The following is a 14,404-nucleotide window of genomic DNA, read 5'->3' on the forward strand; positions in this document are numbered from 1 at the left end:
GGGAGATGTCGATGACCGAACTGGCATCGGCCACCGAGCTCCCGCTCAGCCTGCTACACTATCATGTCTCGCAATGTATGCGACTGGGCCTGGTCGAGATCACGCGAGAGCAGCCCCGGTCCGGGCGGGCGGTGAAATTCTATCGTGCGGTCGCCAAATCCTTCTTTGTGGCCGCCGATCTCATCGACGAAATGCCGGGGACAGCATTCACACGGAAACTGCGGAACCTGCTTGATCAGAATTTGAACAGGTCACTGCAGGGGATTTGCTTCAAACATGATGGCGTTCGTCCCCGCGCCGAGCTTGTGACTGATCCCGACCAGCAGAAGGATGCCGTTGAACTATGGCTCGACGTCGGTCTGACGCGAGCCGATGCGGCCCGGCTGCGACAGGAACTGAAAGCCCTGATGGACCGCTATCGCGCATGCGAAAGCGCTGCAAGTCCGCGCTATCTGCTGCACGTTGCAGCGGTCAAACTCTGATCCCGCCGACAACCTCGATACCCTCACTCCGCCGCCAGCTTCAACCTTGGGATCATCACCTGGATGAACGCCAGCGCGACCAGATACGCGCTGCCGCAGATCGCGAACAGGGGCACATATCCCATGCCGCTGCCCAGCGAATAGCCGGCAAACTCGATGATGGCGGTGCCCGACAAATTGCCCGCGACTGCGCCCAGCGCGATGACGCTGGCGACGCGGGTGGCGGGGATGATGTCGGCGGTCATGCCGAAGACATTGGTCGAAAAGCCCTGATGCGCGAACAGGCCGAGGCCGATCAGCACCGCTGCGATCCACGGATTTCCGGTCTGGAGCGAGAGCGGCATGGCGAGCACCACCAGCGCATAGAACAGCATCGAGGTCTTGCGCGCGGCGTTGACGGTCATGCCCCGGCTCAGCAGGATCGGATACAGGCCTCCGGACGTGATCGCGCCCAATGCGGCCAGCGTGAAGATGATCGCGATCGGCCAACCCAAGTCGCCCTGGGAAAGCCCGAACTGGCGGTTGAAGAAATCGGGCATCCAGAACAGCACGAACCACCATACCGCATCGATGCAGAATTTCGCGCCGATCACGGTCCAGGTCTTGCGGTCGGAGAGCAGCACGCCCCAGGGCACCGGCGACCGCTCCGGAATGTCGCCGATCGGCTTGAGGTTCCGCGTGCCCCACCACCAGCCGGCGAGCCAGAAGAAGCCGAGCGCGCCGGTGACCCAGAATGCCGCCTGCCAGCCGAACGCCAGCGCAAAGGGCGGGATCAGCAAGGGGGTGAGGATCGCGCCGATATTGGGCGCGGTGTTGATCAGGCCGATGGCGACACTGCGCTGCGCGACGGGCAGGTACATGGCCGCCGCCTTCAGCCCCGCAGGCGTGCTGACCGATTCGCCCGCCGCCAGCACGATCCGCGCGGCGACGAATTGCTGCACGGTCTGCGCCAGCGCGTGCGCCATTCCGGCGGCACTCCACACCGTGACCGCGATGGCATAAGCGACGCGCACGCCGAGGCGATCAACGAACCAGCCGACGAACAGCAAGGTGCCTGCCGCGGCAATCTGGAAGGAGGAGCCGAGATGCGCGTAATCGGCATCCGACCAGCCGAATTCGGCCTCCAATGTCGGTTTCAGCAGCGCGAGCACCTGCCGGTCGACATAGTTGAGCGCATTGCCCAGGAAGAGCAGGACGACCAGCGCGATTGCCGCGCCGCGTGCCATGCCCTGATGCCGTGCCTCGTCCATCGCGCTTCCTCCCGTTGCACGCGCCTGTCCACGGCGCTTCATGCTTGCACGATAGCCGCTCGCGCGCGTAAGAAAAGCCCTATATGACACCGAAGGACATATCCGGGCATCGGGCAGGGGAGGGCTGAGCATTGAAGCGGCAGGAGATTGACTGGGATTCGCTGCCCGCAGCAGGTGACCTGTTCGGCGAAATGTATCTGGCGGATGTCACGCCGCAGCCAGCCGCCGATGCCGCACCAGAGGCGGCCAAGCCGCGCGACACTATCTTCCAGGGGCTGGCCATCTGCGCGATTGCTGCAGGCGCGGCCGCATGGCTTTCCGAACATTACAACTTCCCGATCATCCTGCTCGGGTTGCTGATCGGGCTGTCGCTGAGCTTCGTCGCGCGCGATCCGCGCAGCCACAAGGGGCTCGATTTCGCCTCGCGCACCTGTCTGCGCTTCGGAGTTGTGCTCCTGGGGTTGCAGGTGACCTTCGCGCAGATCGGGTCGCTGGGCGTGCAGCCCTTTGCCGCGCTCGCCGCGATCATGACGGTGACCTTCCTCGCTGGGATTCTCGGCGCGCGGCTGGTTGGTCAGTCCAACTATACCGGCATTCTGGCAGGCGGTGCGACCGCGATCTGCGGGGCCAGCGCGGCAATGGCGCTCTACGGCATTATCGGGCGCGAGCGGCTCAACCAGTCGCAATTCGCGATCACGCTCGTCGTCGTGTCGCTGGCCAGCGCGCTTGCGATGTCGCTCTACCCGATTCTCGCGGAATATCTGGGCCTGAGCGACCAGCAGGCGGGGTTCCTGATTGGCGCATCGATCCATGATGTCGCGCAGGCCATCGGCGGCGGCTATGCGTTTTCGGAAGCCGCGGGCAGCTATGCCGCCATCGTCAAGCTGTCGCGCGTGGCGATGCTGGCACCCGTGGTCATCATCACGGGGCTGGCCATAGGCAATGCCGATCAGGCCGAAGGGAGCCCCTTGTGGAAGCGGCTGGCGCTGCCCTGGTTCATCGTCGCCTTCTTTGGCGTGGTGTTGCTCAATTCGCTGGTCGCCATGCCCGAACCGGTGCGCGATTCGGCGCTCAGCCTTTCGAAAGGCCTGCTGCTGATCGCGGTGATCGCCACCGCGATGCGCAGCCGCATGGACCTGTTGCTCGAAACCGGAATTCGTCCGGCAATCCCGGTGATGATCGCGACATTGACCAGCCTCGCCGCCTCGTTCGCGGTGGTGATGCTGCTCTTTTAACCGAAGCGTTCGGCCAGCAGTTTCGCGATCGCCTCGGCATCGGCGGGCTCGACCGGCGCGCCATAGACCTTGACCATCTTGGTCACCTCGTCGGTCCAGAACTTGTCGCCCATGCCGCGCGGCTGGGTGGTGACATATTCCAGGCTGTGACAGGCGGTGCAGTTGTTGACCACGACCTCTGCGCCCGCATCCGCAAGCTCGGCAGGAATGGTCTCTTCCGGCAGCTGATAGCTGACCGGCTCTATACGTGCTTCGACAACCTGCGGTCCGTTCTCGCTGTCCAGCAGCGACCATGCCGCACCGGCTGCGGCAAGGCCCAGCAGGCCGAGCCCGATGACAAGTCCCTTGCTCTGCATCACACTGCCTCCAGCACGACCGTTTCGGCCACATTGCGCATATAGCCAGCAGGCTGCCAGAGCGGCTCCATCGGCTGAACCTCGCCGCTCTGGGTCTCTGCGCGCACGCGCAGGGGGTGGCGACCCTTGGCTAGCGTGATGCCGAGCCGCCAGTCGCGGAACGAATAACGGCCCATATCCTCGCCCAGCTTTGCTTCCTGCCAGTTGCGGCCATTGTCGGGCGAGACCATCACCCGCTTGACCGGATCGCCGCCGCTGAACGCAATGCCGCGCAATTCGGTAGTGCGCCCGGCACCAATTTTTTCGCCATCGGCATGGCTGGTGATGAAGCTGCGCACGTTGAACCGCGCAATCGGACGGGTCTTGTCGGGCTTGGTGCCCGGCTCGACACAGCGGCAGTCATTGTCGGGAATGCGATAGGCGGTCTTCATCCAATACCCGTCAAACTCGGCGTCCACGACATTGATTTCATTAAGGTGCTTGACCCAATAGGTGCCGAAATGGCCCGGTACGACCAGGCGCAGCGGATAGCCGTTGAGGAAGGGCAGCTCCTCGCCGTTCATGGCAAAGGCGACCATCACCTCGCCATCCCGGGCATGGTCGATGTCCAGCGCCTTGACGAAATCGGCAATGCCATCAGCAGGCGGATTGTCGAGCCCGTTGAACGTCACCTGCGCTGCGCCGGGGCGAATTCCGGCCTTGTCGAGCAGGTGCTTGAGCGCCACGCCCTGCCAGCGCGCGTTGCCCATCGCGCCATTGCCCAACTGGCCGCCGGCGACGCGCGGAGTGACAAAGCCCCGGCTGTTGCCCGAGCACTGGTTCACCGCGACGATCTCGCTCACCGGAAAATCGCGGCGCAGCGAATCGAGCGTCAGCTGCAACGGCTTTTCGACATGCCCTCCGATGGCCAGGCGGAAGCTGCGCGGATCGATCTCTGTCGGCAGGCCCGACAGGTGATAGCGCACGAAAAAGGCGTCATTGGGCGTCAGCAGCCCGTCATTGAAGACCGAAAACGGGGTTTCGAGTTGCGGTGGGCGGCTGGTCAGCAGGATCATCGCGCGCTTGCCGGGCAGCTGGACCAGCGGCCGTTCTCCATTGGCAAAGGGCAGGGTGATGCTGCCGCCACCGCTCTTGGCCGCCGCCCCGATGAGCGCCGCGCCTGCGCCTGCCACGAACAGCCTCCGGTCGATCCCGTTCATTTCCGCTCCCATATCCTTCCGCGCCATAGCGCGCATCGCCTTTTTGCGCAGGATGCAGCGTATGTCCACCGTTAGTCATAGTCGCGCGCGGGCAGGAATGCACGATAGCGTTCGCGCCATGCGGCGACCTCGTCGGCGAGGGCGGCAGGCGGCGGGTCACCCGACAGCACGAGCTCGGCAACATCATTTTCCGGATGCATCAGCATCTTGCGCGCACCGTCGCTGAACCACACCGCGACCAGCTGGTCGCACAGCGAATCGAGCACGCGCGCGGCCATGCCGCTGGCGATCGCATCGCTGCCGGGAAGCGCCAGCACGGTCAGCGCGATGGCCTCGAACGCGTTGCGCGCTTCTTGGTTGAAGCTGACCGAGACGATCAGGCCCGATCGGTCTGGCCTCGCCTCTTCGGGCAGCGCCGCCACCCTGCGCCAGGCACAGAACCAGGTGCGGCAGATCGTGGGGCGCACCGCATGGATGCTGCATCCTGTGGGAGTAAGCTTGGTGCACGGCGTGCCGGCGGGCTTGGCGAAATCCGGCGTATCGACCTTCAGCGTGACGCAGCAGGCGGTGCAACCGCCGCAATCGCGCTCCGCAAGCACGGGGCCCAGCAGCAGTGTTTCCAGATCCGTATCGCCCGTCATGGCGTCAAGCTGTGGCGGGCAGGGGGGCTGAATGCAAGTGCCCCGGCGTTGTTCAGCGCCAAGCGATCCATTCGCCATAAGGGTGGCAGGTTGCCAGCAGGCGCTGTTCGCCATCGGGCCAGCAGGTGAGCATCAGCTGCACCTCGCTGCGATCGGGCGTCCATTCCAGGTTGATCCAGGCAAGCGGGCTCTGTTCGGTTGCGCGTTCACCCGCATCGGCGATGATTTCGGCCAGGCGTGCGCGCTCGGGCACCGGCAGATACTGGCGGAACATCGAATGGAATATCACGCGGCAGGTGCCGGCGGGCTGCGGCCAGGCAAGCTTGCGCTCGATCCAGGCCAGGGCCTCGGCCTGTTCGATCTGTGGCGGGCAGGCGCGCGCGATGTCGAGTGCATGCTCAAGCCGCTGCACGCGATGGCGCTGATCGGCCCAGATGAATGCCAGCAGTCGCTCGCAGGAATCGGCATGGCTGGCATAAAGCGGGTGCAGATCGGCGCCGCTGGCGGAGATTATGTCGACCGGAGCGGTTACGGGCGCAGGGCCCCGCCATTCGGGCGCGATGCGCAACGGCGATTCCCGGTCTCCGCACTGCACGCCGCCAAGATCATAGCCATAGCGGGCGAGGTTGAGGTTGAGGCCACAGCTGGTGCCCAGCTCCAGCAGCTCGAAAGGCAGGTCAAAGCGCTTGGCGGCGACCATCAAGGCCGCCATCAGTGCGGCGGAGCGGCCGACCTCGTTGGTCTGTGTCGGGTCGCGCAGCCATTCGATGATGAACAGGTCGCAACGTGCCAGAGCGAGCGCCAGCGCATGGTCGAAATCGGCATGATCTCCGCGATAGAGCGCGGTCAGTTCCGGCACGATCCCGCGCCGCGCGATGGCATGCAGCGCACCGTTGAGGCGCATGGCCAAGGCCGCAGCGGCGCGGTCACCCGGCCAGCTGGCAATCACCGCCTCGGTCATGGGCGCATGGTGGAGTTGCCGGTCGGCAGCCTCCAGCACCCGGCCGACAAAATCCGATCCCAGCGCGCGGCAGATATCTGCCTGCCGCGTCAATTCCGATGGCGTGTCGATGGTACCAGGCAGCGTCAGCAGGTCGGCGCTGTCTGGCATGCGCTTGCGGTCTGGGCCGAGCTTTTCGGCTGATAATTGAAGCGCTAGTGAAGTCATTTTTCCCGCCAATGAGAAGTCGGCAAGGACACCCGACCACTTTCCAAAAGGCTAGGCATTCAACGTAAACAAGAAGTTAATGCTGGCGGATGTGACAACGTGAGCCAGTGCCCTCAGGTGGCAGGCCATGCAGGGCTGACGAGGCAGGGCGAAGGGGCCTTGCGGGTCAGGGAACGGCAGGCCTTTGCGCGAATCGGGCCGACCTTGCGGACGGCGCATGCGATGTTCCGGGCGTTGCTGATGCGGGAAGACTGTCCGAAGCGCGGATGGAAACCGAAAAAATCGATCGATCGGGTCCGCATGTCGGCCGCAGCCACAGCAATCTGCAGCATTGAAAGAACTGTTTTGATTTCAACGCTTTGAAAACGATTGCCGGCTTTTATCGGTTTCGCCTGCCTATCGCGCTGGACGCCGATGTCACTCGGCTAAATATATGTAAAATCTGGAAAAACTTTAATTTCAGCGTGGGCTGGTTGCAATTCGTTTGCGTGATCACCTGGCGCTTTAAAACCAGCGTTCAGGTTTAACTTTGCATTAAGCAACCGATCCTAACCCGCCCTCGAAACCAATCGCTATTCTTTTGGGGGCGCAAATGAACACTTTGAAGACCAGTATTTTTACATGTGCATCGTTTTCCGTAATGGCGCTGTGTGCAGTTTCTGCGCCGGCCATGGCGCAGGACGAAAAGCCGATGACCGCGTGGGAAGCGAGCCGGACGGTTGACGAGGGCGATATGGTCACCACCGGCGTGGCCCGTGGCCGCGACCGTCTGAACAGCGCGACATCGACCAGCGCGATCAAGGAAAACGACATCATCCGCCTGGCGCCGCGTTCGCTGGCCGAACTGTTCCGCAACATCCCGGGCATCCGTGTAGAGGCGGCCGCAGGCGAGGCGCAGAACAACTATACTGTGCGCGGGTTGCCGATGGTCAATGGCGCCAGCAAGTACATCCAGATCCAGGAAGACGGCCTGCCGGTCATGGAATTCGGCGATCTGATGCGTCTGACGCCCGATCTGTTCGTGCGCGCCGACTTCAACGTCGCGCAGGTCGAATCCATTCGTGGTGGATCGGCCTCGACCTTCGCTTCCAACGCACCCGGCGGCGTCATCAACCTGATTTCCAAGACTGGTGAGGTCGAAGGTGGATCGGTGATGGCCACGGTCGGCGTCGACTTTGAAAGCTATCGCACCGATTTCGACTATGGCGGCCGTCTGGGCAATGGCTGGCGCTTCCATGTCGGCGGCTTCTATCGCGAGGGCGAGGGCGTGCGTGAAACCGGCTTCAACGCTTCGCGCGGAGGCCAGGTGAAGATGAACGTCACCAAGCAGTTCGATGGCGGCTATATCCGTTTCTACGCCAAGCTGCTCGACGACCGCGTTCCGACCTTTACCGGCACGCCGCTGCTGGTCACCGGCACCAATGACAATCCGTCTTTTGCCGATCCCGTCGGCATCAACAGCCGCACCGACTCGCTACTGTCGCCGACGCTGCCCGTGGCGCTGACGCTCGGATCGTCCGGAGCGGTGCGTCGCCGCGACTTCACCAACGGGGTGGAGGTTCAGGCCAAGTCGCTGGGCTTTGATGCGCAGTTCAGCCTCGGCGAATGGTCGTTCACCAACCGCTTCCGCTATGCCGACCAGTCGACCCGCAACACCACGCTGGTGGTATCTTCGGCTGCTCCGGCGGGCCAGTTCGCAACGCGCTTCGGCGGTGCGGGCGCGGTCTACCGCTATGCGGCTGGGCCGCGTGCCGGCCAGCTGTTCAACGCAGCAGGCGGCAACGGCCTGGCGGCGCTCGCATTCTTCTCGGACAATGCGGCGCCCGATGTCAGCAACATGACCAACGATCTGCGCCTCAGCCGGGTGTGGAAGGTCGGCGGCGGCGATCTGACCACGACCGCCGGGCTCTATCGCTCCAACCAGAAGTTCGTGTCCGAAATCGGCTTTGCCACCTTCTTCCAGGACGTCGTGGGTGGTGGCCAGGCGGTTCCGCTGAACCTGTTCAACGCTGCTGGCGCTGCGCTGACCGATGGTGGCTATCGCAATTTCGGCGGCCCGGGTGCTGCCGGCAACATCCGCGACAACAATGTCACCTACCAGACCACGGCACCGTTCGCCTCGGTCAACTTTGCCAAGGGCAAGATCGCGGTCGGTGGATCGGTACGCTGGGACAACAGCCGCGCGCGCGGCAATATCATGAACGACGGTGCAGTGCGCCGGTTCGACATGAATGGTGACGGCTTTATCTCGGTTCCGGAAACGCAGGTGTCGTTCGTACCGGTCGGCGTGACGCAGCCGGTACGCTACAGCCACGACTATCTGTCCTATTCGGTCAGCGTGAACTATCGCATTGCCGAGCCGTTCGCGATGTTTGCCCGGTACAGCCTGGGTGGCCGTGCAGCGGCGGACAAGATCCTGTTCACCCCCGCGATCAGCCGCACGACCGGTGCGCTGCTCAATCCCGGTGCCGGCGATGACAGCGTGCGCCAGGCCGAGATCGGGCTGAAATATCGCAAGGACGGGCTGGTGCTGAACCTCACCGGTTTCCATGCCAAGACCGATGACACCAACTCGCAGATCCTGACCAATCCCGTCACCGGCCAGCTGGAGCTGAACTCTGTGACGCGTGCCTATACGGCCTATGGTCTGGAATTCGAAGGCGGCTTCCGCCGTGGTCCGTTCAGCATCACTGCGCATGCCACCTATACCGATGCCGAAATCAGCAGTGCCGAAAACCCCGCGCTGGAGGGCAACATCCCGCGCAACCAGCCCAAGCTGCTGTTCGGGGTCACCCCGCAGTTCGACACCGACAGCTTCACCATCGGTGCCAACATCATCGGTGTGACCAAGAGCTTCAGCCAGGACGTCAACCAGCTGCGGATGCCGGGCTATGCCACGGTCGGCCTGTTTGCGCAGGTTCGCCCGATGGAGCGCATGGAACTCAGCATCAATGCCAATAACGTGCTGAACGAGCGGGCGATAACCGGCATTTCCGAAGGTGTACTGCCGACATCCGGCGTGGTCATGGCGCGGCCGCTGTTCGGGCGCTCGATCTCAGCCTCGGCGCGCTTCTTCTTCTGATCCGCGCCGACCTGACGGTTCTTGTCGTCATGTCCACGTTCCAGACCGCCCGGGCCGCCATGGGGGAGGCCCGGGCGGTTCTGTGTGTAAGGGGGCCGGTTGGGACGTGCCGTTCGCTGTCGCCCAGGTTGATGGATTGAGGGCCGGGCCAACAATTTTTCCGCGAGGTCGAACAGGCTGAATCGCCATTAACCACGCTTTAATTGGAATCACATAGGCCAGTCTCCAAGGTCTAAATCAGGGGCAACCAATGAAGTTCCATAGTAATCGAGTAACTATTTGCACGTCTGTCATCGCTATCGCAGCCAGCGCCGTTGCAGCACCCGCAGTCGCGCAGGAAGCAAAGCCGCAAACCGCATGGGAAGCCAGCCGCACCGTCGATGAAGGCGATATGGTCACCACTGGCGTGGCCCGTGGTCGCGACCGTCTGAACAGCGCGACCTCGACCAGCGCGATCAAGGAAAACGACATCATCAGCATCGCACCGCGATCGCTGGCCGAACTGTTCCGCAACATCCCCGGCATCCGCGTCAATGCCGCGACCGGCGAGGGCGGCAACAGCTATACCGTGCGCGGTCTGCCGCTGGTCAATGACGGCGCCAAGTATATCCAGCTGCAGGAAGACGGCCTGCCGGTGCTCGAATTCGGTGACCTGCTCACCCTGACGCCCGATATCTTCATCCGCGCCGACCTCAATGTCGCGCAGGTGGAATCGATCCGCGGCGGCTCCGCGTCGACCTTCGCATCGAACGCGCCGGGCGGGGTGATCAACCTGATCTCCAAGACCGGTGAGGTCGAAGGCGGATCGGTGATGGGCACCATCGGCGTCGACTTTGAAAGCTATCGGACCGATTTCGATTATGGTGCGCGCCTGGGCGATGGCTGGCGCTTCCATGTCGGCGGGTTCTACCGCGAAGGCGAAGGCCCGCGTGAAACCGGCATGAACTCGATGCGCGGCGGCCAGGTGAAGTTCAATGTCACCAAGCAGTTCGACGGCGGCTATATCCGCGTCTATGCCAAGGTGCTCGATGATCGTGCGCCCAGCTTCATCAACACCCCGCTGCGCGTCACCGGCACCAATGCCGATCCATCCTATTCGGATGTGGCCGGCCTCGACACGCGTACCGATTCGCTCGTCTCGCCGCTGTTGCCGAACTCGCTGCGCCTGGGCACCTCGGGCACGCCGACGCGCCAGACCCTGGCCGAAGGCACGCATTCCAAGTCCAAGTCGCTGGGCTTCGACGCCCAGTTCAGCCTTGGCGAATGGTCGGTCACCAACCGTTTCCGCTATTCCGATCAGTCGCTGCGCAGCCTGATCCTGTTCCCGTCGGCCGCAGCGCCTGCGGCTGCTTTCGCCACGCGTTTCGCTGGTCCCGGTGCGACGGTCAGCTATGCGGCGGGCCCGCGTGCTGGTCAGGCCTTTGACGGGTCGGGCAACGGCCTGCTCAACGTCTCGTTCATCGTCGACTCCGATGTTCCCGATGTCAGCAACATGACCAACGACCTGCGCGTCAGCCGCGTATGGAATGTCGGCGGCGGCGATCTGACCACGACGGCTGGCCTTTACCGGTCGAGCCAGGAATATGTATCCGAAATCGGCTTCACCACCTTCCTTCAGGACGTTGTCGGTGGCGGTCGCTCGGTCGCGGTCAATCTGCGCACGGCGACCGGTATTCCGGTCACCGATGGCGGCGTTCTGGTCTATGGAAGCGCGGGCGGCGCCGGCAACTCGAAAAATACCGACCTGACCTATCAGGTCACCGCGCCGTTCGGATCGTTCAACTTCGCCAAGGGCAAACTTGCCGTCGGCGGGTCGATCCGCTGGGACAATGTCCGCGTGCGCGGCAACATCATCAACGATACCGGGGTCCGTCCGTTCGACATGAACGGCAACGGCACGATCTCCATTCCGGAGAGCCGCGTCGCGTTCATCCCCAATAACGTGACCTTCCCGGTCAATTATAACCACGACTATGTGTCGTACTCGCTGAGCACCAACTATCGCGTGTCCGAGCCGTTCTCGATCTTCGCCCGCTACAGCCGTGGCGGACGTGCAGGGGCGGACAAGATCCTGTTCACGCCCGCCGTCAGCACCGTTACCGGCGCGCTGGTCAACAGCGTGGCGGGGCATGATGTGCTGCGCCAGGCGGAACTCGGCCTGAAATACCGCAAGGACGGCATTGTCCTCAACCTGACCGGCTTTTATGCGCTGACCGACGAGACCAACTCCCAGCTGCGCACCAATGCCGTCACGGGCCTGGCCGAACTCGCCACGGTGGCGCGCTCGTACAAGGCCTATGGTCTGGAGTTCGAAGGCGGCATCCGTCGGGGTCCGTTCAGCCTGACGGCGCACGCCACCTATACCGAGGCGGAAATCGATGCGGCGGAAAACCCGGCCCTGGTCGGCAACATTCCGCGCGGTCAGCCCAAGCTGCTCTATGGAATCCGTCCGCAATATGACAGCGACATGTTCTCGGTCGGGTTCAACGTGATCGGCCAGACCGGCAGCTTTGCACAGGACGTCAACCTGCTGCGTCTGCCTGCCTTCACCACCGTGGGCGCCTTTGCCCAGTTCCGCCCGATGGAGAAGCTGGAGTTCAGCGTGAACGCCAGCAACCTGCTCAACGAACGCGCGATAACCGGCGTGTCCGAGGGGGCAATTCCTGCAGCGGGCGTGGTGATGGGACGCACAATGTACGGCCGCACCGTGTCGGCTTCTGCACGGTTCTTCTTCTGATGTGCGGCCTGCCCCGGGACGAAGTGCCCGCCGCAATCCGGCTGTTTCCGCGCCCTGGGGCAGGCGCACCTTCTATCTGGACCACAAAGGCTTGATCATGCTGAACAAACTGAACATTCCGCGGAAGCTCAGCCTGTCCTTCCTGATGATCTGCAGTTCTGCTGCGCTGATGATGATTGTCTTTGCCGTCAACCTTTGGTTGATCCAGTCGTCGACGGACCAGAACAACCATTCGCAGTTGATCTACGGCAAGGTGCAGGTGCTGGAAACGTCGCTGCTGCGGCAGAACAGCCAGTTCCGCGGCTTCCTCGTCACCGGCGATGAATCGTACCTCAAGAGCTATTACGAAGGCCGCGACGAATATGACGCCGCTGCCGACGAGCTGGAGAAGCTGATCGTCAACCCTGCGCATCTGGCGCTGCTTGAAGAAGCACGCACCGAGACGCTGGCCTGGCGCAAGAACTGGGGCGACAAGCTGATCAAGTGGACGCAGAGCGGACGCCGCGAACAGGCGGTCGATGCTGTGCGCAATGCCGGCAAGGCGGTGCTGGTGAGCAAGGCGGTGCTGCCGCTGCGCGACATTCGCGATGCCGAGCTGGCGTCCATCGAAAACAATTCGGCCCGGCAGGAATCGGCGCTGACCTCTGCGATCATCGCGCTGGTCGTGGGCGGCATTGCACTGATCGGGATCGCTATCGGTTTGGCCGTTGCACTCAGCCGCGCCATCGCTCTCCCCATCACCCGCCTGACCGAAGCCATGGCCAGCCTGGCAGCGGGCAAGAACGCGATCGATGTCGATGTGAACCGCGCCGACGAACTGGGTGACATGGCCCGCGCCGTGGTCGTGTTCCGCGACGCTGCGGTCGCCAAGTCCCGCGCCGACCAGGATCAGGCCAATGTCGTGACGGCCTTGGGCAAGGGTCTGGAAGCGCTCGCCTCGGGCGACATGACCTATCAGATCACCGAGCCGTTCGCGGCCAATTACGATGGTCTGCGCATGACCTTCAACCGCACGGTGGAAGGCCTGGAAACCAGCCTGTCGAGCGTCGCCAGCTCTGCCCAGAGCGTGCACAATGGCGCGGGCGAAATCCGCGCGGCATCCGAAGACCTGTCGCAGCGCACCGAACAGCAGGCAGCCAGCCTGGAAGGTGCGGCCAGCGCGATGGACAAGGTCACCGGCATGGTCGGCGAATCCGCCAGCAGCGCCAAGACCGCGCGGATCGAGATTGATACCGTGCACAAGGATGCCAATGAAGGCGGGCAGGTCGTCGACAAGGCAGTGAGCGCGATGGACGCGATCGAGCGGAGCTCGCAGGAGATCAGCCAGATCATCAACGTCATCGATAGCATTGCCTTCCAGACCAACCTGCTGGCGCTCAATGCCGGGGTCGAGGCGGCGCGGGCAGGGGAGTCCGGCAAGGGCTTCGCGGTCGTCGCCAACGAGGTTCGCAGCCTCGCCCAGCGTTCGGCCGATGCCGCCAAGGACATCAAGGCGCTGATCACCGCGTCGAGCGAACAGGTGCAGGAGGGCGTTGGCCTGGTTGCCGAGACCGGCAAGATGTTCGACCGCATCATGGGTCGCATCGGCGATGTCAGCAAGATGGTGGCAGAGATTGCCGAGGGGGCCGAGACCCAGTCGTCCAACCTGCGCAGCGTCAACAACTCGGTCGGCGACATGGACAAGATGACCCAGCAGAATGCCGCGATGGTGGAAGAGACCACGGCTGCTGCACGCACGCTGGCATCGGAAGCCGACGAACTGGCATCGCTGGTCGGTCGTTTCCGGCTCAAGACCAGCCTTGGCCGCGCACCCAGTGCGCCGAGTGCGCCAGCCAGCCGATCGGTGGCACGGGCACGCCCGATCCCCCGCACCTCTGGCAATCTCGCACTCAGCCCTGTCGCGGATGACGATGACTGGAGCGAGTTCTGATCAGCTCAACCTGATACGCGGGCAACCGCGGACCATCACGAAAATCGGGAGGATGGGGGCCGGCCTGGCAAGGGCTGGCCCCCATTTTCATGGCCGTGGAGCAGGTGGCAGAAGCACCCCGCAACATGTTACAAATTGGGGATTTTCTGCGGTCGAGAAACGTATACCGCATGTTGCAACATTTTTATCTTTTGTTAACATCACGGCAGTTCAGGGGATGATCTGGCCCGCGCGACTCGGCGCGTCCATGGCGTCGAGGGGGCAATATGAAAGCTTGCCTTTTGGCGTGCGAAGTTAAGCAAGCGGCTGATTTTATTGCTAATG

The 14,404-nt window shown here is 63.2% G+C and carries 11 protein-coding genes; 5 read left to right on the plus strand and 6 right to left on the minus strand.

The features are described 5' to 3' along the window. Positions 1-11 precede the first annotated feature (11 nt). Positions 12-482, plus strand: coding sequence for a hypothetical protein (locus OU999_02455; GenBank protein WAC24078.1), 471 nt, complete (start codon positions 12-14; stop codon positions 480-482). Between the two features lie 23 nt (positions 483-505). On the opposite strand, the gene OU999_02460 is transcribed toward OU999_02455, so the two are convergent. After that, entirely contained in the window at positions 506-1,732 is a 1,227-nt protein-coding gene (locus OU999_02460; GenBank protein ID WAC25328.1) for an MFS transporter, read from the minus strand. Between the two features lie 131 nt (positions 1,733-1,863). Here OU999_02460 and OU999_02465 point away from each other — a divergent pair, with 131 nt between their 5' ends. Next, positions 1,864-2,967, plus strand: coding sequence for a putative sulfate exporter family transporter (locus OU999_02465; GenBank protein WAC24079.1), 1,104 nt, complete (start codon positions 1,864-1,866; stop codon positions 2,965-2,967). Here the strand turns inward: OU999_02465 and OU999_02470 are convergent. The 5 genes from OU999_02470 to OU999_02490 form a co-directional block, all read right to left on the minus strand. Continuing rightward, positions 2,964-3,323, minus strand: a complete 360-nt coding sequence (locus OU999_02470; protein WAC24080.1) for a cytochrome C nitrite reductase — start codon at positions 3,321-3,323, stop codon at positions 2,964-2,966. The genes OU999_02465 and OU999_02470 overlap by 4 nt on opposite strands. Next, positions 3,323-4,522: a molybdopterin-dependent oxidoreductase gene (locus tag OU999_02475; protein ID WAC24081.1), complete on the minus strand. Its 1,200-nt coding sequence runs from the start codon at positions 4,520-4,522 to the stop codon at positions 3,323-3,325. The genes OU999_02470 and OU999_02475 overlap by 1 nt, the downstream gene beginning before the upstream one ends. 71 nt (positions 4,523-4,593) lie before the next feature. Further along, positions 4,594-5,163: a YkgJ family cysteine cluster protein gene (locus OU999_02480; protein WAC24082.1), complete on the minus strand. Its 570-nt coding sequence runs from the start codon at positions 5,161-5,163 to the stop codon at positions 4,594-4,596. A gap of 52 nt (positions 5,164-5,215) precedes the next feature. Next, positions 5,216-6,274 carry a DUF2332 family protein gene (locus OU999_02485; protein ID WAC24083.1) on the minus strand — a complete coding sequence of 353 codons (1,059 nt, stop codon included), beginning with the start codon at positions 6,272-6,274 and terminating at the stop codon, positions 5,216-5,218. Positions 6,275-6,444: 170 nt separating this feature from the next. After that, the gene (locus tag OU999_02490) at positions 6,445-6,663 is read right to left on the minus strand and encodes a hypothetical protein (GenBank protein ID WAC24084.1); all 219 of its coding nucleotides are present in this window, start codon (positions 6,661-6,663) and stop codon (positions 6,445-6,447) included. Between the two features lie 338 nt (positions 6,664-7,001). Here OU999_02490 and OU999_02495 point away from each other — a divergent pair, with 338 nt between their 5' ends. The 3 genes from OU999_02495 (at position 7,002) to OU999_02505 (ending at position 14,080) form a co-directional block, all read left to right on the plus strand. Further along, a complete protein-coding gene (locus OU999_02495) occupies positions 7,002-9,413 on the plus strand; it encodes a TonB-dependent receptor (protein ID WAC24085.1) in 2,412 nt (803 codons plus the stop codon). A gap of 250 nt (positions 9,414-9,663) precedes the next feature. Further along, positions 9,664-12,150 (plus strand): TonB-dependent receptor, encoded by a 2,487-nt coding sequence (locus tag OU999_02500; protein WAC24086.1) that lies wholly within the window; start codon positions 9,664-9,666, stop codon positions 12,148-12,150. Between the two features lie 97 nt (positions 12,151-12,247). Next, positions 12,248-14,080, plus strand: coding sequence for a methyl-accepting chemotaxis protein (locus tag OU999_02505; protein ID WAC24087.1), 1,833 nt, complete (start codon positions 12,248-12,250; stop codon positions 14,078-14,080). Positions 14,081-14,404: the final 324 nt, after the last annotated feature.

It is taken from the genome of Blastomonas sp. SL216 (assembly GCA_026625625.1).
In the GTDB taxonomy this organism is placed as follows: domain Bacteria; phylum Pseudomonadota; class Alphaproteobacteria; order Sphingomonadales; family Sphingomonadaceae; genus Blastomonas.